This is a genomic window from Candidatus Chlorohelix allophototropha (genome assembly GCF_030389965.1).
GTDB lineage: Bacteria > Chloroflexota > Chloroflexia > Chloroheliales > Chloroheliaceae > Chlorohelix > Chlorohelix allophototropha.
In genome coordinates, this window is sequence record NZ_CP128400.1 from 64,751 (window position 1) to 84,663 (window position 19,913).

The window sequence follows — 19,913 nt, forward strand, 5'->3', positions numbered from 1 at the left end:
TATATTTTCGCGTTATTGGTAGCCCAGCATAGTAACAAGTGCCAATAATGTCATGCTGTGTCTCGAAATATCGTACCCCCACTTTTTGGAGAAAGTCTTATAAAGTCATACCCCCTAATTGCCCTTTTAAGTAGTAGACTTTCCTTCTCAGACCCTAATGAAAGAAGGAAATATGCTTCAACAAGGACAAGCTATAACTTTCCAGCAACGTCTGGAAATTGCAGAACTCACGGCAGCCGGTCAAACTGGCCCCCAAATTGCTGGGTTAATGAATTGTTCTTTCTATACCGTTCGTAAATGGCGACGTCGTTTTGAAAAAGGAGGACGGACTGCGCTAAGTTCACATATGGGACGACCTCGGACTGGCGTGCTTTCTAAATTTTCAACTGAATTAAAGCAACTGATTATTCAATTACGAAAAGACCATCCAGGTTGGGGACCGGATACCCTTTTAGTAGCTTTACACAAAACAACCCAAACATCTGCGCTAGCCTTACCAAGTCGAGCTCGTTTGGCAGCTTTTCTTAAACAACGTGGTCTGACGCGACCTTACCAGACTCATATTGAATTATTTCAGGCGCCTAAAAAGCCTCTTGAACAACCTCATCAGGAGTGGCAGCTTGATGCACAGGGTAGTACTCAAGTAGAAGGGGTGGGCAAAGTTAGTTTGATTACCATAATTGATGTAGTAAGTCGCCTAAAAGTAGAGAGCTATCCAAGCTTGGAACATCGCAATCCTTCACTTCCAGAATATCAAATGGCCCTGCGCCGGGCTTTTCTAAACTATGGTATGCCTAAACGAATTACCCTCGATCACGGAACAGTTTTTTACGATAATACTACCCCTTCTCCCTTCCCAACCAAACTACATTTATGGTTCATTGGTCTCGACATCGAAGTGGGTTTTATTCGCAAAAGGCAACCGACCGACCACGGTATGATTGAACGGACCCATCAAATCATGACTAAACAAGCTCTTTTAGGGCAAAAATATTCTTCCCAAGTAGGACTGTGGAACGGGTTGGATGAGCGACGAGAGGTTCTTAACACTGAATTGTCAGTTCGCACCTTAAAGAAAGCCCCGCTTAAGGCTTACCCACAGGCTAAACACAGCGGTCGTTATTACCAACCGCAGTGGGAAGAAGATTTGTTGGATTTACAACGGGTAGGTACTTATCTAGGTCAGGGCCACTGGTTTCGGAGGGTTAAGGGCAATGGTCATTTTAATTTGGGTGGGTTGGGTTATTATATTGGTAATCGTTTAATCGGTAAGCTGTTAGAAATCCGGTTTGACCCTGCCAAGATGAGTTTGAAATGCCAGCCTGAAGAGAGCCAGGAAGTGCTAGAGTTACCAGTTCAAGGGATTAGTAAGATTGATTTAATGGGTGAATAAGCCAGCTTCAGGCACTTCCAGTTTACCAATTGGCTTTGCCTTTCTCCTCACAGGGATCAACGCCTTTTACAATATTCTCAGCAATTAGGGGGTACGACTTTATAAGACTTTCTCCAAAAAGTGGGGGTACGATATTTCGAGACACGGCAGAGTCTTATTGGTAGTGCTTTTCGTGATTTGGTGCTCTATTCACCGGTTCTTAATTATCTTCTTAATTCTAGTGTGTGTTTTTTTGCCGTATCCTCCCTGCATGCCTTGTTCCTTTCCCCCCCTACAGAGATCCAGTTCTGGCAGGATCTGATATCAAGTTGGCGACATATGATTAAATTGAAGATGGTGGATTGTAGTATGATAGGGTCATAAAATAAATTGGCACAGGGATTTATCAACTAATATGCTAAATGATGAACACCATAAGGAGACAATGATGCAGCTCACCCTTAACCAGGATATTCAGATGCCCATGATTGGCTTCGGTACCTATCTGATTACCAATGATGAGGTCAAGACCGTTGTTTTGGAAGCTTTAAGGTCAGGGTACCGGCACATTGATACCGCCGAAGCGTATGGTAATGAGGAGGGTGTCGGACAAGCGATACAAGCTGGTAGGCAGGAACTTGGGTTAGCGCGGAAGGATATTTTCGTGACTACCAAGCTATGGCCCGGAAACGACGCCTGGGGGCAACCCGTCAAAACCTACCAATCAACAATCGAGTCGCTGAATCAGAGTTTATCAAATCTGAAATTGGATTATGTCGATTTATATCTGATTCATGCCCCATTAGCCAAGGACCAGCGCCTGGAACAATGGAAAGCCCTCGTCGCGCTGCGTCAGATGGGGAAAGTACGCGCCATCGGTGTGAGTAACTTTAATATTACCCATATCGAAGAAATCAAATCTGCCGGTTTGCCACTCCCTGACGCCAATCAGATTGAATTACATCCCTGGTCTCAGAAGCCAGCCTTGACTTCATATCTGAGAGACCATAATATTGCGAGCATTGCCTACAGTAGCCTTGTGCCGCTCTCAACCTGGCGAACTGCGCCAGGACAGGATAGCGCCAAGACCGATGCCATGAAACAAGCAGGCGCTGAGGCGGATTCACCTTTTAAGATAATGGCGCAAAAGTATGGTGTTTCCGAGGCACAGGTTCTACTCCGATGGGGGTTACAGAAGGGTTATGCAATTCTGCCGAAAAGTACCAATAAGACAAGAATCCGGCAGAATTCTGATGTCCTCTCATTTGAAATTGATGATGCAGACCTGACTGTCATCGAAAAAATGGACCGGGGTGACGGAGTTGCCTGGAGTTTTGGGGATCCCACGAAAGTATCCTGATCACACCGGGATGCCCCGGTTACTCAGCAGTGTCACCCGATAGGGAACCCTGGCCATCAACGGCCGGCCATTCAAGGAGCAGTAAAAGATGACCGAAAGGAATAGGCTGCGCTATGCCTTCGACAAAGGATGGCAAGCACTCTTCCACGATTTGGATATCGGTGTGCAGGATGTATTACGTTATGCACAACTGCCACTTGATCTTTTCTCGCGCCAACCGATTACGATGAACGGGGCTGAGTATTTTCGATTTTGGAAGGGCCTGGCCTTTGTAACCCGGGATGACCCCACCTTTTCGCTGCGCTTGGTACAAGCCATTTCGCCAGAAACCGTTGGCCCTGCGCTGTTTGTCGCCTTTTGCAGCAATGATTTGAATACCGCCCTTCATCGCATCGCAAAATACAAACCCCTCGTCGGACCGCTCCATATGACTGTCGATCAAAGCGAAAGTCAGACACAAATCGCTTTTGGGAGTGTATTACCGGATGATCGGGTGCCCGAGAATTTGATCATTATGGAACTCGCGTTCTGGGTTCATGTGGCACGAATGGCAACCCGCGCCCCGATCATCCCCAAATCTGTCCAAATGTTGTTTGAACCACCTGAAAGAGAAACTCACGAGGCGTTTTTTGGTTCATCCATCATCCTTAGTGAGTTCAATGGTCTAACATTTGAAGCAAAGGATGCAGCAAAACCATTTCTTACGACAAATCAGGCAATGTGGTCAATTCTTCAACCTGAACTTAATAAGAGATTGAAAGATCTAACCAGGGAATCGTCCTTTAAGGAGCGTGTCCGGGCTTGCCTGGTCGAGATACTCCCCAGTGGTCATTATTCAATGGCGGATGTCGCCTCCAAACTTGCGATGAGTAGCCGCACCCTTCATCGCCGACTTAAAGATGAAGCTACGACATTTCAGGCAGTACTGGATGAATTGAGAGAAGAACTTGCCCGACATTATTTAGGCGTATCGGATTATTCGAGTACAGAAATTGCCTTCTTATTAGGTTATGAGGAGACGAACTCGTTCTACCGGGCATTTCGAGTATGGACAGGGAATACCCCCGAGGAAATTCGGTCTTCAGCCTAGTATGAGCGAGGTCGCCGTGTAATAAGCCCGGTAATTTTTATGTATAAAAGTTATGATTTGATCGAACAGTGGAGGTTTATCTGATTATACCGGTTTCAAGATGGGGGTTTTTGCATAACCCCCCGAAACGGTGCATTACTACCACAAACCAGTTAATGTTGTGTTTCAAAATGTCTTAGAGGTTGTGATAATGGCATTATGAGACAACATCTGAGACGGGTCAATGGGTGTGTCTCAGAAATTATACTTTTTGAGACGCGCATTAGCTACCCGACCGGAGCGAAATACACCTAGGAACAGGATGCGTGTAAAAATCTATCACAAGGAAAAGAGACGGCCAATACAGAATAAATTAGCCGCCTGAGTTTAAATTCGGTAGTCACGGCAAACTCCTGGCGCGAAAAAGGCTCTTTTTAAGTAAATTTTCGGCTTTTTTGGTCTTTTTAGCGGAAATTTAATGATAGTAATAGATAACTGGAATTATCCATTGTTATATTAACCAGTTTTTCGACCCTTTGCAACTCTTTTGACAGGTGTTCGAATTATCCGTATAATTCCATCTCTTACTGCCGCGATTACAAAAGAAAGTCTGAATATTGAACGAACAGAATAAATTAACTTCTCCAACTCCCCAGAAACTTAAAAAACCCCGAGGGGCGCAAAAAGGCAACCGCAATGCCGCTAAAATTGGCGAAGACCTAAGATTTGAAATGTACTTTTCTAAATTAAGAAGAGCTTTTTTTGAGGAATGGTTTCAATTGAAGTTTGGCAGACCTGCTATTAATGAAGATGAACTCAGAGAGGTAGCTCGCCACCTCGCTAATGCTGCGATTGACCGGGCGATGGTCGAAGATTTTGAACGTCTTAACCCTCGTCGCCTTGCTGGGGAAGTATTTTAACCCCTTTTATCCCTTCCTACGTCCTTGTGATAGATTTTTGCTAGTATGAGTTGCAGAAGGGAGCGGAGCCAGTTATCCTCGGTAGTGTCTAGCTGGCGAGAACGCTTGTGGCAGTGGCGTTGGGGCTGGCCGAGATACGTGTTGGGACCTTGAGCCCGGTTTTTTTGCTTGGTTGCTCGCTCGGATCACGCTAGACTGGGAAACTCTCTCGACACTTAAAGCAAAAAGAGAGTTCAACCCGCATCGGTGCATGATCGTCACTAGCCCTCAAGTTTTAGCTGCCCTCTTCCTTCTATATTAAAGGAGGTCACAATGACTAAGGTAACCTCTTCTCCACGTTTCGTGGCTTTCGATGTTAGTAAACGTAGTATAGTTGCAGCAGCAGTGGATGCCGAACAGAAAATTTTACTCCAGCCCAGAAAAATTACCCTGGAGAAATTCGAAAACTGGTGCCAGAAAAATCTCTATCCAACTGATCGAGTAGTGCTGGAAGCTACCGGCAATGCCTGGCAATTCTATGACCAACTCCAACCTCTAGTGGCTTCCGTCACCATCGCCAATGCCTTGCAGGTTAAGCTGATTGCACAGGCCAAAGTTAAAACTGATGCCAGAGACGCTCTCAACTTGGCTAAACTTCACGCGGCAGCTCTGATCCCAGCCGTGTGGGTGCCACCTCAGCCGGTACGAGATTTGCGTTCTTTGGTAGCGCAACGCAACATCTTGGTAAAGCAACGTACCAAATGTCGCAATCGCTTGCACGCTCGACTTATGGCACATAATTTGTTTCCACCAGAAGGCAATCCTTTCTCAGAAGCAAATCTAAGCTGGTGGGAAAATCTGGTGCTGTCCCATGCTGAAAAACTACAAATCAGGCAAGCCTGGAAGCTACTCCTAGAATTGGAACCTTTAATAGGAGAAATCGAGGCAGAATTTCTGCGCTTGAGTTGTTCTGAGCAATGGGCTTCCCAGACTATTTTTCTGATACAACTGCCAGGTTTCGGGATAGTCACGGTGATGACCATCCTGGCGGCCATTGGGGATATTACCAGATTTGAGAGCCCTAAAAAACTGGTGGGATACAGTGGCCTGGGTGCCAGTGTGTACGCCAGTGGACAAGTCTGCCGAACTGGCTCAATAACCCGACAGGGCCGCAGCGAATTGAGAGGGGCTCTTTTAGAAGCGGCCTGGTCGGCAGTGGAGTGTAGTCACTATTGGAAAGAGGAGTATACGCGGTTAAGTATTCACCTGGGAAAAGGCAAAGCGATTGTGGCGATAGCCCGAAAGCTGTTAGTGGCAGCCTGGCACGTTTTGCATAAACAGCAAGTAGACTGTCATGCTGAACCGGAATTGGTAGCCCGCAAACTAATGAACTGGGGTGCCAAATTGAAATTGGAAGGGCGAGGTCAGTTGACTACTCGAGAATTCCTGCTCCAAAAGCTTCAATGTTTGAAGTTGGAAGATAAAATAAGCAGTTTCAACTGGAATGGGCAAGCTTACACCCTGGTAGCAGCGCGAGCCACGGAAGTAGCTGGTTAGCGCTGAGAACAATCTAAACGTAAAGCTGGCTGGTTGTGTTACTTTCAACCAGGTTTGTTTTGTGTGTGCTTAAAAAAAGAAAAACGGCGCTTATTCAGCGCCGCGCCTGCGTCCGTGAAACAGTCGGTGGGGAGGGGCTAACGTAGATAGAAGCAATGGGCTGTTTCACTCCCTCGGCGTTATAATTTTTCAAAATCCAAGCCTCTGACCCCTTGACAATTTAACTCATCGGTACACGTATCCTGTTCCTGGGTGAGCAGCAGCAAAAGCCCCAGTAACATAAAGGTTGTGGTAAAAAAAGCAACTCTGGAAAATTTGCGTGGTAGTGCAGATAGTTCAGGAATCATTTTTTTTCCTTTCGCTAAGCCTAGAATTACCCGGTTTTGGCAAATAACCATAAGCATTTTTCGTAAATTTCAGGAAGGAAATTAAATATTATGACCTCTCGTCGGTACTTATAGGTTTATGGTAGAAATCCCCGGCAATCATTTCCTGGATAACCTCAGGCAGGGTTTTCCAGTCTGGTTATGTAGGTTAGTATGAATATGTGCAAGGATTATAGCCAATCCCATATTTTGTTACAATTTTCACACTGTCCCGTTGGTTCCTGTTCCGTTCATCTTAATACCCCAAGGTCGGGATTTTTAGGTTAAGGTAGACTGGAAGATAAGTGACCACCCTGTGGGCGGTCACCCGCCTCATCCGACCAACCACTACAGAGTACTAGGCGGCAGGTTTGGGGCTTGTAGGGTGGTTGGTCTACTTCGGCGTTATAAATTTAATTCCTCTTAAATTGGGGCTTTACTTTTCTCCTTATCGGTATAACTACCCCTAAATCTCCATACAGCAATCTTTTGGGGCAGCCTTTCACAACAAACTAATTGCAAGTGTCAAAACTTAACTTTCTCAGTAATCCTCCTTTGCATTGGCTTCTTGCACCTTATCCGAGCTGGTTTTAGTTCTTAGACCAATTGAGTATAGCTGAAGCTTCCCCGAAATGGTCATAATACTCAGCTTTCACTTCGTGCAAGCCTCCTGACAGGTTGATTTGAGCAGTGTATTCAGTGGCAAGTTGATCTTTCCACTGGCTTATCAGTAGCTTTCCATCCACATACACCCGGATACCATCATCTGCGTTAACTTGGAAAGTATATAACCCACTGTTGAACTGAAATTGTCCGACCCACCGCGCCGAGAAGTTATCATTGCGGATTACACCCGCTTTCGGGCTACCCCAATCCCAATCAAAATCTATATTACTTTCCGCTCGAACAAGAGCCGCAACCCCGCTCAAATCCCGACTATTATAATAGGAAGCGCAAAACTGACCCACGCTTACCTGGCTACATGAGGCGATGTTGAGGAACCAATTAACTTTAGCTACTGCCTTACCTAGATGCTCATAATATTCAACCTTGATTTCGTGCACTCCGGCAGTCTTGAATTGGAGGTCGGTTTGATACGAGTCTTTTGACTGATCCCACCACACGTTGATGAGTGGTTTTCCATCCACATATAAGCGCATACCATCGTCGGTTACTATCCGAAAAGTGTATGTTCCGGCTTCAAAGTTGAATTTACCTTGCCAGCGGGCAGAAAAATTATCTTTATTAACCTTCGGGTCAGGGCTACCATTGCCCCAGTCGTAGTTAATTCTATCTTCAAATCTTGATAAAACCGGGCTGCCTTGCAAGGTTCTGTTATTGAAATACTGCGCACATAAACGCCCAAGTGGTACACCGGGACAGGTATCGGTAGAAACCACTGCGAACGGCTGACTTTCCACAGTGGTCAGGTTTGGAGATGTAGCAACCAATACATAACCCGTACCTGCTAGATCAATCGAGAGGTTTGTAAAAGTGGCAATACCGTTGCTAATATTGACTGTAGTTATACCGCTCAACTTCGCTTGGGAACTATTGGTAGTGGGTTTGAGAGCAATAGTAACTTGACCGCTTAAGTTGAGCAGATTACCAGCAGAATCCACTACTTTAATCACCGGTTGCGTGGTAAAAGATTTCCCGGCAACTGCCCCACCCGGTTGGGTGGAAAAGACCAAAGCGTTGGGAACAAGCGGATTCACCTTCTGCGTAACCGTATTTGAGTCATTCGCGCTAAAGTTGGTATCCCCGCTGTAGTCCGCGGTGAGCACGTGGTCGCCAGCAGTCATGGTAGTGAGCTTGAGAGTGGTAGTACCCGCATTTAGGTTAACAGTTCCCAGCAAAGTTGCGCCATCCCTAAACTCAACTGAGCCGGTAGGCATACCTCCGCTAGATGCGACAATAGCAGTCAGTTGCACCTCCTGACCTACGTTAGAAGGGTTGGGTGTAGCAGTTAAAGTGGTGGTAGTTGCCAATAAAGCGCTGCCCAGCCTAATATCAGTCTGGCTGGCAGGTGTGGCATAATAGCCATCGGTGAGGGTCAATTTGAGGGTATAATGAACCAGAAGAACTGAACAACTAAAAAGGGTTTGGTAAGGTGTATACTTAAAAACATGACAACACCTAGAAAAAAGTATTCACCCACATTTAAGTCTCAAAGAGTGCAAGAAGTGCTGGAAGGTAATAAAACCCTTACCCAGATAGCTTCTGAATATGGTATTCATCCGAATATGCTCACTAAATGGAAACAACTGGCTCTAAAAGGTCTGCCACAATCCTTTGATGAGCGTACTCAGAAGCAAATCGCGCTGCTGACCGCACAGTACGAACAAGAAAAAGAACAACTTTACGCCGAAATAGGTCGCCTGACTACACCGCTCAGGTGGTTAGGAAAAAAAAGTGAAGCAGGCTTTGCCCAGGTCGGTCAGATTAAGCCTAATCGAAACCCAAAAAGCTGAACTCTCACTCTCAAAACAAAGTGAGTTGCTAGGAATTAGCCGTTCCAGTTTGTACTACCGCTCAGTAGCACCAACCGAACGAGAAATTGAGCTCAAACACCGAATTGATGAGATTTACACCGTTTACCCTTTTTATGGATATCGGCGAATTCATCAACAATTACTGCGGGAAGGCAAGCACCTCAACCGCAAAACGGTGCAAAACTATATGCGGGAGATGGGGCTAGAAGCAATCTATCCTGGTCCTAATCTTTCGAAACGAGATCAAAAGCAGCGGGTATATCCCTATCTCTTAAGGAACCTGGCTATAACCAGACCCGCTCAGGTATTCGGTACCGACATCACATATATCAAGCTCAAACACGGTTGGCTTTATCTGGTGGCTGTCATCGACTGGTACAGCAGATATGTGGTAAGTTGGGAATTATCTGATACTTTGGAAATCGATTTTGTGCTTAGAACTACCGAGCGAGCGTTGGCGAAGATAAAACCGGAGATCTTTAACAGTGACCAAGGTAGTCATTTTACCAGTCCTAAATACACTGCTTTGATATTGGGCGCAGGTGTAAAGTTAAGTATGGATGGACGTGGGCGAGCACTAGATAATGTTTTCACCGAAAGGCTCTGGCGTTCCTTAAAATATGAGTGTGTTTATTTAGCACAATTTGAGAACCCCAAAGAAGCAAAGCTAGGGATTGGTGAGTATTTCGATTTCTACAATAATACTCGACCTCATCAGGCTTTGAAATATCAGACACCGGCTCAGGTTTATTTCAATACCGTGACACCAGTAATTATGTTAAAGAGCTAAAAAGAGTTACTAGCTATTTAACATTATTAGTTCTATAGAAAGGACTGTATCACTCCTTAACCAAGCTTTTATTTTTGTCTTGACAAACTGGGTCATTTCAAGGATTCGTTCTTGATAATCTAGAGGCAGTTTAATTAGGGATAAATACCGTTCTATTTGCTCCTCATATACACTGAGTTTAGTTGTTCGTTGCTGACAATCTTTTGCGATACGCTGAGATCTGCTATGAAAATCCGGTTTCCCCCTAACCAAATAGAGAAAGCGGTCAGAAAAATGATCAAGCTAATTTGGGTTCAGGGTTTTTAAGATTAACCTGATAACCCAACCGCTCTAACCGCCGAATTAACCGATTAGTAATAGTGCCACGTTTGCGTTCGTCCAAGTAATCATAGCCAAGCTCTTTGTACTCTTCTTTTCGAATAAACATATAATACACACTTACCAGAATGGAATGCGCTACTGCAATAATTGCTCGGCGTTTACCCCGTCTGCCCGCTAGCTTGGTGTAGAGTGCTCCCAGATAACTTTTCTTACTTTTTGCAGCAGCGTGAGAAGCTTGAATTAAACCCTTTCGTACTGGTCGATCTCCAGAAGATATACGTCCCGGCAATTGTTTTCCGGCACTCCGATTATTGCCCGGTGCCACTCCAGCCCAACTAGCCAGATGTGCGGCTGAGGGAAAACGGCTCATATCAATACCTATTTCAGCGATAAGCAGTTGGGCTACTTTACGGTCAATTCCAGGAATAGTATCTAATAAAGCCACTGCTTCTTCCCAATTCAACGTAGCTACAGCGGTAGCTGGGGTGCTGGGGTCTGGAGTGAAATTATTCTGACTACTTTCAAGAGCTTGACCTATTTTAGTAGCAGGGTCAGGACTGACCAAATTAACCGACGGACCCTCTTTCAATTGTCGTTCAATCTCAGAACTGAAAATCTCAACTTGCTCATCCAGGAAATCAAGATGGGCTAAATGCTGGGTGAGTAGGAAACAGTGTTGATCTCGAACCTGGCCTTTCAGAGCTTTAGCTAATTCAGCTCGTTTGGCACGCATTCTACCACGTGCCAGTTCCGCCAGTTTTTGTGGGTCGGTTTCACCAGCGATGATAGCTTCTAGCATTTGCCTGGCGGATACTCCCCTAATATCTGAAACTACACTAGCCAGTTTTAGGTTGGCCGCTTCCAGAACCTTTTGTAGACGATTGATCACACTGGCACGTTCCCTGACCAGATTGCTGCGCTGCCGGGTCAAATCCCTCAGATCACGTTGAGCACGTGGTGGAATAAAACTAGCTCGTAAGAGACCGTGCTGAAGTAATTCTGCCAACCATTGCGCGTCTAGAACGTCGGTTTTGCGACCAGGGACGTGTTTAACGTGCTGAGCATTAACCAGTAATATCTCAAGTTGACCCTCCAAAATATTATGCACTGGTTTCCAATATTCTCCGGTACTTTCCATCGCTACAATCGTAACTTCCTCTTGTGAGAACCAATCCAACAGTTCCAGAAGCTCAATCGTAGTAGTGCCGAAGGTTCGAGTTTTTTGAAGCTGGGTACCATCTGCTTCCAGCTTAAGGCAACAGGCTACTACGCTCTTTTTATGAACATCCAGACCAGCACAAGAGGGATGAAGCACCAGCATATTTACCTCACTTACTAAGTTAGATATAGTTACTCGTTAAGTAGGGTTGGTTGAATGCCCAGTAAAAAGAACTCTGCTATGCGTGCTCAACTGCTTCTGTTTAACCAAAGCATTGGCAACAATTAAAGGTGCTCAAAGGCATTCCGGTCCGACTGTTGTCCAGGCTAGCAGCACCATTATCCATTAACGACCTCTCGCCCAACTCTACCTTTTTAGAATAACATAGAGCCGCTACACTATCTATTAATTAGAACCCCTAAAATCCATTTTCATGCTTAAAGGTGTCACATGAAAAGTTACATAGTGACTGTTGTAGCAATACAAATGCACGAGCACACCACAGGTGTAGAATACGGGAAGGAAAGGAAAAGGATTCCGGGATAAAAATGCCGTTTTGGGTTTCTCTTAGAAGACCAATTTTGTAGAATAGTTGTTCTAGCAACACTATTGGCAAGAAGGGTGAGAAGAGAGGAGCTACGAGAAGGAGATGTTAGAAGTTATGGCCAGAAGCGCAATAAAGTACCACCGGAAACGAGGGGACAACTACAACGTAATTGCGGGCAAAGTGCAACATGATGCCCGTACCGTAAAAAGAGTGCTAAATGAACCTAGCGACAAGGTACAAACCCGCCCCAATCGTGAAAGTAGTGTGGCAGTCTTCAAAGAACAGATTGAAGGCTGGCTAGAACAAAAACTACAAGTGAAAAGAATGCTGGAACTAGCGTGGGAAGATCCCAAACAGCCCTACTGTGGCAGACCCACCGCCTTCTATGACTATGTGCGCAAGCTCAAAAAAGCCAGAGAGAACCAGGCTCATCAGGTACAGATACGTTTTGAGGGCTTACCTGGAGAGTTTTTGCAAATAGACTGGGGTGAAATTCGGGGAGTGCTGTTCAGTAAACAAGATAGTGTACCCCAAACCTTCTACTTTTTCTGTGCCCGGCTGAAATACTCGCGTTTTATGTATGTGAGCTTTCAGAAAGATATGGCCGAAGAAACGCTGGTGCGCTGCCTGGTGGAAGCCCTCAACCGGATGGGGGGAGTACCGTGGGTAATTACCACGGATAATATGAAGACGGTGGTACTGAGGCGAGATGAAAAGAACCAACCAGTGTGGCATCCGGTGTGGCAGAAACTGGCACTAGAATTCGAGTTTCACCCGGAAGCCTGTGCCCCGGCCAGCGGAAACCAGAAAGGTGCCGTAGAAAATTTGGTAAAGTATACCAAAAACAATTTTCTAGCTGGTCGTACATTCTACGATGCGGCGGATCTGGTAAGGCAGTTGGAAGAATGGTTAGGGGTAGTGAATTACGAGCGTACATGCGCAGCGACCGGGGAAATTCCGGGTAGCTTACTGGAAATAGAGCGTAAACACTTCAGCCCATTGCCTGCTAGTGCCCGGGATTACGGTTTATTTACCAGCCTGGTGGTAAACCGGGAAGGGGTAGTCATTTTTGAGACCAACAAATATAGCGTACCGGCGGAACTAATGGGACAAACCCTGACAGCCCGGATACATCGGGAATGGCTGAAGTTATGGCGGGGTACGGAACTGGTGGCACAGCACCCCCGTTGTTATTCCCGAAACCGCCGCTTAGTAATACCGGAACATTACACCCAAGCTTTTGAGATCAAACCCAGAGCCAGAACCATGGTGTGGCGGGATTGGTTGTTAAATTTAGGACCGCAAGTGTACCAGTATGTGGCGGTAATCTGTCGACGGCAAAGAGCCACCATGAGTGAACAAATCCACCAACTATACGCGCTGGCCCAGCAGGTAGGGCTGGAAGAATTCCAGGCGGCGGTGGAATTGGCAACGGAACAACAGCTTTACGGGGCGGAATATCTCAAGGGTTTATTACTCAAGCCAGCGGGTTCAGGCAGTAATGCCGCTACCCTCAAGCCCACTCAACCAGCGGTGGAACGGCTACTCAGTGAATACGAACCACTGGTGGCCAACCGTTTTTCGGCCATACCTGAGGAAAATGAAATAGAAAGGGCGGTGGGATGAATAGTCTGGAACATAAACTCACCAGCCTAAAACTGGGCAGGGTAAAACAGGTATACAGCGATTGGATTGAACGGGCACGCGAAACCGGAATGGATTACGGGGAGTTTTTAGAAGAATTGTTAAGCGAAGAGTTGCTATCTCGTCAGGAGAACCAACTCAAAAAGCGTTTGCACTCAGCCAGTTTCCCTTTTGAAGCCAGCCTGGAACAATTCGATTTCAGTCGCCACCCGGAACTGAAGCGCAGCGTGATTTTACGCTATTTCGACAGCAGTTTTGTAGAAAAAGCTGGGAATTTACTCCTAATCGGGGCAAGTGGGCTTGGGAAAACCCATCTTTCGATTGCAGCCGGAATTAAGATGGTGCAGTTGGGTTACACCGTAAAGTTCATTACGGCTCAACAACTGGCGAACCAAGTGATTGCGGCTAGCACTCGCCAGGAAATAGCCAGGATTTTAGAGCCGCTTTTGAAATGTCAGGTGTTGGTATTAGACGAACTGGGCTATTTACCGATGGACGCACGTGTAGGTCCGGCCTTATATGAGCTGATCAGCGGACGTTACCTCAGAGGTGCTACGATCATTACCAGTAACAAAAGCCTTTCTAACTGGGGCGAACTGATCGAGGGTGGTGATACTGCCTTGATGGTGGCGATTATTGACCGTTTATTGCATCACGGAGAAGTTTTTTATTTAAGAGGTAGCAGTTACCGCACTTTAGGAAAGGAGAGTTACGGCTTAGAGCGTCGGCAACTTCCACCAGAAGAAAAGAAACCGGAAGCGGGAACTGGTTCTTAAAGATTTCAAGAGGCTAAGATTATTTCAGCCTAATAAGAGCTGGTTGAGCGCAAAAGCTTGGCTTTTGTGCGAACGCCAGCGTGCGACAGGCCACTGCCTGGAGCTTTTTCTTAAAAAAGTGGGTTAAATTCAGATGCATTTTTAGCCCGGAATATTAGGTCTTGACAACCGCAATCTACAACAGTTGGGGCGAATGCCGCAATGAGCTCCAAAGTCAACATCGACGAAACCTGTTGCGTTAGTTAGAACAACAGTTTCGTCAGGGGGCTAATATCTGCTTTGTAGCCACCTATTTACGCGTATGATTCTTTTTAAAGTGCAAAGGTAGTGACATGAAGAATGCCGAGTTCAAATTTAACAAAGTCAGCTTGCTTATAGAAGCCTGCCGCATGATCGACCAGATGGATATTTCATCTCAAAATGAGGATGTACAGGGCGCCCTGTTCGAGTATTTGCTCAGCACGGTAGGACGTAACGGGCAGTTCCGCACCCCACACCATATTATTCGCCTGATGGTGCAGATGATTGACCCTAAACCCAACGAGCGCATCGGCGATTTGGCGGCAGGCACACGCGGCTTTCTGGTCTAATACCTGCTGGAAAAGCACACTCCCTCTGATGTGTTGACCTATGATAGTGAAGGCTGGCCCCATTGCCCTAGACGCATGCTCTAACTTATTGGTACCCTTGACCAAGAACTGAAGAAGGAACTGCACTTATGCCCGGATCTGCGAACTACTTAATGAAATCTACAGCGAAAGTCTTTCACCTGGCAGCCTAGTCAATATGATCAGGGAATGCTACGAACAATTATCCGAGCTAGAAAAAGCGATTAAGGCAGTTCAAAGTGTTACATTGCGATTGAAACCGGGTTGTACTTAGAAGGCAGGCGCCACTTGGCTGCACGTAGCCAGCACGCCACATTATGCTCATCATTTACGGCGAGGTAGTAAAAAAGCTACAGACGAGATCGGGATTTTACCGGCTTTTGATGGAACTGCAATACACGATGGTTGGTATAGTTATATGCGCTATGCCTGTACCCCACGGTCTGTGCAATGCCCACTTGCTTCCTTTCGCTACTTTGGTTTATTTAGTCACTATCATTTTAGCGAATCGAAACTTTTGCTTGTTTTGTTAATCTCTGAAACGCCCTGCCTGAAAACTGTTACTTTAGTACCTTCTGCCTATCAGCAATTTGTGATTTTTTATACAATTGTTAAGTTCTAAATGGAAATCACTGTTGACATACCAAAAATGTGTATGTAGAATATTTGAACTACTAAACTAGCTTGGATTATGGAGAGGTATGTATATGGATAGCGATTTGCTTGCCCTTTTGAATCACGGAGTTGAAGAAGCAACTAACGGTAGCAAAAGTCGTGCCCGTACCTACTTCCGGCATGCCACAAGTATTGATCCTGATAATGAAACTGCACTACTATGGCTTGCTTGGCTTTCCGATGATGCCTATGAAGCGGTAGAATTACTAGAGAAAGTGCTGATTCGCAATCCACGTAATGATATTGCACGTAGTTATCTAGATCAAGCAAAAAAAAGGCGAGAGGAACTTGAGCTTTTGGTATCTGGTTCTAATTCGCTTAACCTTTGGCACCGTATGACGCCAGACCATCGCGCTAAAGTAAAAGATGCAGTAGTACCATATTTGGGTGAATTTTTATTAGGGCAGGGCTATATTACGCGGCAACAGCTAGAATCAGCGCTGAAACGTCATCGGGAATTGATACAACGTGGCAGCCCTAAATTGGTGGGACAGGTGCTAGTTGAACTAGGCTACCTGAGCCAATCACAACTTGAGGCAGGTTTACAAGAACATCGCGGAGAATATAATCATCGTTTCCGGGAATGAAATAAAGGATGTGCAATCTGTATATCTTTTCAAAAATCTGTGCATTTTTAGAGAAATACGCAAGTATGTTTGATGCTTGCAACGGTTGAACTTAAGACTTTTCAAGCAAGCGGGGTAAAACGGGATGCCTGAAAAGCTATAGAAAGTTCTGCATTTAGATTGAGTTCAACCCACAAGCTATTTGTAAATTTGTACAAACTCGAGCTAAGTTGGGTTAGTTCTTGCTCAGGTGTTATTATTTTAAGCTATGAGCCTTGCCAATTGTGCTACTTGAATTGTTACCTTACCTAACTGGTTTGTTACCATATCCTACACCCTCTTAGCTCGACTTATATATAACCAATTTAGCAGCGATTGGCTGTATGGTGGTCAAGACAATCGGTTAAGATAGTTTAAGGTCGTTAGCTCCTTACTAATTGAATAAGGTCGAAGTCGTCATTCCCTTTGTCAGTGTTTTTAACCGAAGTAAACCCTACTTGGAGTCTGGTAATCCAGCGACTGATGCGGTCGGCGATTATTATAGAAATCGAAATATTCGCCTAACCCAACAGTAGCTTCAGCGGTATTTGCGTAATCGGCTAAATAAACATTTTCCCACTTTGCTGAACGCCAAAGCCTTTCGGTGAAAATATTATCTAAGGCCCGACCTTTACCGTCCATGCTGACCTTGCTGCCGGCTGCTTCTACCAACCGGGTGTAGTGCGGGCTGGTAAAGTGACTGCCCTGATCGCTATTAAAAATCACAGGTTGAGCTCTATTCAAAGCTCGCTCAACCGCCCGTGTCACAAAAGGTTGTTCTAAAGTTTCGCTTACTTCCCAACTTACAACATAGCGGCTGTACCAATCAATGATCGCAACCAGGTAGGCCCAACTCTTACGCAACGGCAAATAGGTTATGTCAATGCCCCAAACGTGATTGGCATAGCTGGCTTCAATGTTGCGTAACAGGTACGGATAAACCTTATGCTCGTGATTACGCTTCGATAAATTTGGTCCGGGAGCAATGGCTTCCAGGCCCATTTCTCGCATATAACGCTGGACTGTCCGGCGATTAACCGCAAAGCCAGTCTGGCCGAGCTGACAGGTAATGCGCCGTGAACCGTAAAAAGGATAGTCGGTATAGATCAGGTCAATACGTCGCTTGAGCTCGATTTCAAAATCGCCAGGTTCAGTTTTCTGGTAATAAAGGCTCGACCGTGCCACTTGTAGCAAGTGGGCCTGAGTGGAAAGGGCCAATTCACTTTCTTCCCGTTCGACCAGGCTCAGACGGTTCGGTCGAGATACCGACACTTTCAACTTTTTTTTTCAGCCAGTTAAGCTGGATAGTTAGCTTACCGATTTCAGCGTAAAGTTTTTCTTTTTCTTTGTCGTGTTGCTCATTGATGGCTGCCAGATGCTTCTGAAACTGGGCTTCATCTGCAAAATTAGCAGGCATCGCCGTTAATGCTGCTTCGCGCCAGCGTCTCAACTGGGTGGGATGAACCCCATGTTTCGAAGCAATCTGGGTTAGAGTTTGCTCCTCTTTGAGGAGTTCCTGGACAATTTGAGCCTTAAAAGTCGGCGAGTATTTCTTTCTGGGTGTAGTCATAGTTTTTAGTATACACCTTCCTTAATCCTCACCGATTGTCCGGATTTGCTACGCCATTATACTGTATCCCCCTTACCAGAGCAAGAAAATGGTAAAAGCGGTTCAGGAAGGTGGGCGATATGTTGAATACCTAGAAGCGCGAGCACCTTATGGGCATGATTCTTTCCTAATAGAATCAGAACAGCAAACTTCCGCAATCAAGAAATTCCTTGAGCGTTTAGCTTGAGGAGGCAGTTATGGAAGGATAGAGAAATCCATTATTCTGTATACCAGTCCTGAACAATTAAAACCCATGTATTTTAATCTTACATAAGTTGATAAGCATACTTATAAAACAATCTTAAAACCTATTGACACTAGTTGGGACATTTGCTAAACTTTCACCATCAAAAAGTTGATGCCGAAAATATTCTGAATTTTTATAACTCTTGCGATCTGTTTTTAAGATGGCAATAGCCAAAAATTTGGGTGACGTGAGAAAAAAATAAAGAGCTGACTGGAAAACTGGAGGCTCACTTGTGACAACTAAAAGTCATAAGTGAGCCTTTTTCGATAAAAAAAGGAACCTGATACATCAGTTACAAGTTAAGGTTTTTCTGGCTTTGTCAAATCTTTAGCAGTGTTAGGAAAGCCAGCAAAAGAACACTTTGTCCAATTTTCGATACTACTAGCAGGTGGGAAAAAGTATTTTTAGCACCTGCTGTAGTGGTTTACGGACAAAATTAGTCCGTAAAGATTATCATTCTGAGGGCAACGAAGAAACTTTTGTTGTTAATCAGAGCCTTCATTTCGTTCAGGATGACAAAATTGGTGCAAAATTGGTCTGAAAATCTATCTTTTTTGCTTGACAAGCCTTTAGATTCCTTAACTTGTTTTGCTACCGTACAGAAAAGAAGTTCTAGTGGGAAGTAGGTGATTGGCAATATGGTAAACTTTCAATCTAACGCCAATTAGACAAAGAAAGGAATACCAATGAGTGACAATCACCGCCGCTATAGTGCCATAAAAGCCGGAATGCTGCAATTCTTTGAGAAAGCCCCGACTGGTAGGCAAGCACAATACCTTAAGGTGTTAATAGCGATGGTTAGTGGACTGGTAGGCGCACGAAACGCTCAACTGTCCGCCATAGCCAGCAAAGTTCCCAGTCAGGCTAAACGGGAAAGCCAAATCAAGCAGTTTAGCCGGCTAATCCAAAATGAACGGGTAGACCATGCCAGTTTCTTTGCTCCCTTTGCCAGGGCGCTACTTGCCTCACTAGCACATATCACCGTGGTATTGGCAATAGATGGAAGTACGGTAGGTCAAGGTTGTATGGCATTAATGGTGAACGTAGTCTACCAGGGACGGGCTTTACCTCTCGGCTATCTAGTGGTGAGGGGCAAAAAGGGTCATCTGAAGGAGCAATGTCATCTGGAATTGATAAAACAGGTGCAGCCCTTAATCCCAACTCACACCAAGGTGGTGCTGGTAGGGGATGGTGAGTTTGACGGTCAACTCTTTCTAAGTCAGTTGCAAGGATATGGTTGGCACTATGTATGTCGCACCGCCAAAAATAGCTGGGTGTGGCTGGGCGATGTTCGCACTAGTTTTGGTGGTTTAGCCTTGATACCTGGCTCTTTAGTCGAGATAAACGACACGGTTTTTACTAAAGCCGAATATGGACTTATTACAGCGTTAGGCTGGTGGCAAAAGGGTTACGACGAGCCGATATATTTGCTCACTAATTTTGAGTTAGGCAATGAAGCCTTGTGGTACTATCGGCAACGCTTTAGGATTGAGACATTCTTTTCGGATAGCAAAAGTCGAGGGTTTCGGCTAGAACGAAGTCACTTGAGTGAACCAGACCGCTTAGGGCGATTGCTACTGGTGGCTTGTTTAGCTTATTTATGGCTGGTATATCTTGGCACAGTAAGCATAGTGGAAGGCTGGGATAAGATAATTCACCGCACCGACCGCTGTGATTTGAGCTTATTTTCACTCGGTTTAGCCTTGCTAGACCATTTTGTTAATCTTTCTATGCCTATTCCCGTCGCTTTTATTCCTTTTTCCTTGGAGCTAATTTAAATGTGTACGGTGGCAAATAACTTGTAAACAATGGAAC

15 protein-coding genes are annotated in these 19,913 nt (G+C 45.3%); 12 read left to right on the forward strand and 3 right to left on the reverse strand.

Annotated elements, in window-relative coordinates; genetic code table 11:
• Positions 1 to 172: 172 nt before the first annotated feature.
• From OZ401_RS13145 to OZ401_RS13165, 5 genes are all read left to right on the forward strand, one after another.
• Positions 173 to 1,393: a helix-turn-helix domain-containing protein gene (locus tag OZ401_RS13145; protein ID WP_341470932.1), complete on the forward strand. Its 1,221-nt coding sequence runs from the start codon at positions 173 to 175 to the stop codon at positions 1,391 to 1,393.
• Positions 1,394 to 1,817: 424 nt separating this feature from the next.
• Complete coding sequence (locus OZ401_RS13150; RefSeq protein ID WP_341470933.1) at positions 1,818 to 2,732, forward strand: aldo/keto reductase family protein; 915 nt, start codon at positions 1,818 to 1,820, stop codon at positions 2,730 to 2,732.
• A gap of 88 nt (positions 2,733 to 2,820) precedes the next feature.
• Positions 2,821 to 3,822, forward strand: coding sequence for a helix-turn-helix domain-containing protein (locus tag OZ401_RS13155; RefSeq protein ID WP_341470934.1), 1,002 nt, complete (start codon positions 2,821 to 2,823; stop codon positions 3,820 to 3,822).
• 596 nt (positions 3,823 to 4,418) lie between these two features.
• Complete coding sequence (locus OZ401_RS13160; RefSeq protein ID WP_341470935.1) at positions 4,419 to 4,721, forward strand: hypothetical protein; 303 nt, start codon at positions 4,419 to 4,421, stop codon at positions 4,719 to 4,721.
• 312 nt (positions 4,722 to 5,033) lie between these two features.
• Entirely contained in the window at positions 5,034 to 6,257 is a 1,224-nt protein-coding gene (locus OZ401_RS13165; protein WP_341470936.1) for an IS110 family RNA-guided transposase, read from the forward strand.
• A 955-nt stretch (positions 6,258 to 7,212) separates the two neighbouring features.
• On the opposite strand, the gene OZ401_RS13170 is transcribed toward OZ401_RS13165, so the two are convergent.
• Positions 7,213 to 8,682 carry a PA14 domain-containing protein gene (locus OZ401_RS13170; protein WP_341470937.1) on the reverse strand — a complete coding sequence of 490 codons (1,470 nt, stop codon included), beginning with the start codon at positions 8,680 to 8,682 and terminating at the stop codon, positions 7,213 to 7,215.
• Positions 8,683 to 8,751: 69 nt separating this feature from the next.
• Between OZ401_RS13170 and OZ401_RS13175 the strand changes: the two genes are divergently transcribed.
• Positions 8,752 to 9,907 (forward strand): IS3 family transposase gene (locus OZ401_RS13175; protein WP_341470938.1). Its coding sequence is split into 2 segments (ribosomal slippage): positions 8,752 to 9,027 and positions 9,029 to 9,907, totalling 1,155 coding nucleotides; the frame shifts between segments, so codons are not numbered across the junction.
• 277 nt (positions 9,908 to 10,184) lie between these two features.
• Here the strand turns inward: OZ401_RS13175 and OZ401_RS13180 are convergent.
• On the reverse strand, positions 10,185 to 11,549 hold the full coding sequence (locus OZ401_RS13180) for an IS110 family RNA-guided transposase (RefSeq protein ID WP_341470939.1): 1,365 nt from the start codon (positions 11,547 to 11,549) through the stop codon (positions 10,185 to 10,187).
• A gap of 487 nt (positions 11,550 to 12,036) precedes the next feature.
• Between OZ401_RS13180 and istA the strand changes: the two genes are divergently transcribed.
• From istA to OZ401_RS13200, 4 genes are all read left to right on the forward strand, one after another.
• The gene (istA, locus tag OZ401_RS13185; RefSeq protein ID WP_341467827.1) at positions 12,037 to 13,560 is read left to right on the forward strand and encodes an IS21 family transposase; all 1,524 of its coding nucleotides are present in this window, start codon (positions 12,037 to 12,039) and stop codon (positions 13,558 to 13,560) included.
• Positions 13,557 to 14,354 (forward strand): IS21-like element helper ATPase IstB, encoded by a 798-nt coding sequence (istB, locus tag OZ401_RS13190; protein ID WP_341467826.1) that lies wholly within the window; start codon positions 13,557 to 13,559, stop codon positions 14,352 to 14,354. Before istA ends, istB begins: the two co-directional genes overlap by 4 nt.
• 332 nt (positions 14,355 to 14,686) lie before the next feature.
• Complete coding sequence (locus OZ401_RS13195) at positions 14,687 to 14,944, forward strand: N-6 DNA methylase (RefSeq protein WP_341470940.1); 258 nt, start codon at positions 14,687 to 14,689, stop codon at positions 14,942 to 14,944.
• Between the two features lie 725 nt (positions 14,945 to 15,669).
• A complete protein-coding gene (locus OZ401_RS13200; RefSeq protein WP_341470941.1) occupies positions 15,670 to 16,224 on the forward strand; it encodes a cyclic di-GMP-binding domain-containing protein, MshE-related in 555 nt (184 codons plus the stop codon).
• Positions 16,225 to 16,680: 456 nt separating this feature from the next.
• Here the strand turns inward: OZ401_RS13200 and OZ401_RS13205 are convergent.
• A protein-coding gene (locus tag OZ401_RS13205; protein ID WP_425607600.1) for an IS3 family transposase occupies positions 16,681 to 17,812 on the reverse strand; the annotation gives its coding sequence in 2 pieces (ribosomal slippage) (positions 16,681 to 17,521 and positions 17,520 to 17,812; 1,134 coding nt in all).
• Between the two features lie 88 nt (positions 17,813 to 17,900).
• On the opposite strand from OZ401_RS13205, the gene OZ401_RS13210 reads away from it, so the two are divergent.
• Both OZ401_RS13210 and OZ401_RS13215 read left to right on the forward strand, forming a co-directional pair.
• Entirely contained in the window at positions 17,901 to 18,038 is a 138-nt protein-coding gene (locus OZ401_RS13210) for a hypothetical protein (protein ID WP_341470942.1), read from the forward strand.
• Between the two features lie 746 nt (positions 18,039 to 18,784).
• Entirely contained in the window at positions 18,785 to 19,876 is a 1,092-nt protein-coding gene (locus OZ401_RS13215) for an IS4 family transposase (protein ID WP_341470943.1), read from the forward strand.
• The last annotated feature ends 37 nt before the right edge of the window (positions 19,877 to 19,913 follow it).

Coding starts and splice junctions, on each gene's coding strand:
- OZ401_RS13165 (WP_341470936.1), top strand. CDS start 5,034: ATGACTAAGGTAACCTCTTCTCCACGTTTCGTGGCTTTCGATGTTAGT.
- OZ401_RS13200 (WP_341470941.1), top strand. CDS start 15,670: ATGGATAGCGATTTGCTTGCCCTTTTGAATCACGGAGTTGAAGAAGCA.
- OZ401_RS13195 (WP_341470940.1), top strand. CDS start 14,687: ATGAAGAATGCCGAGTTCAAATTTAACAAAGTCAGCTTGCTTATAGAA.
- OZ401_RS13155 (WP_341470934.1), top strand. CDS start 2,821: ATGACCGAAAGGAATAGGCTGCGCTATGCCTTCGACAAAGGATGGCAA.
- OZ401_RS13180 (WP_341470939.1), bottom strand. CDS start 11,549: ATGCTGGTGCTTCATCCCTCTTGTGCTGGTCTGGATGTTCATAAAAAG.
- OZ401_RS13150 (WP_341470933.1), top strand. CDS start 1,818: ATGATGCAGCTCACCCTTAACCAGGATATTCAGATGCCCATGATTGGC.
- OZ401_RS13145 (WP_341470932.1), top strand. CDS start 173: ATGCTTCAACAAGGACAAGCTATAACTTTCCAGCAACGTCTGGAAATT.
- OZ401_RS13215 (WP_341470943.1), top strand. CDS start 18,785: ATGAGTGACAATCACCGCCGCTATAGTGCCATAAAAGCCGGAATGCTG.
- istA (WP_341467827.1), top strand. CDS start 12,037: ATGTTAGAAGTTATGGCCAGAAGCGCAATAAAGTACCACCGGAAACGA.
- istB (WP_341467826.1), top strand. CDS start 13,557: ATGAATAGTCTGGAACATAAACTCACCAGCCTAAAACTGGGCAGGGTA.
- OZ401_RS13210 (WP_341470942.1), top strand. CDS start 17,901: ATGGTAAAAGCGGTTCAGGAAGGTGGGCGATATGTTGAATACCTAGAA.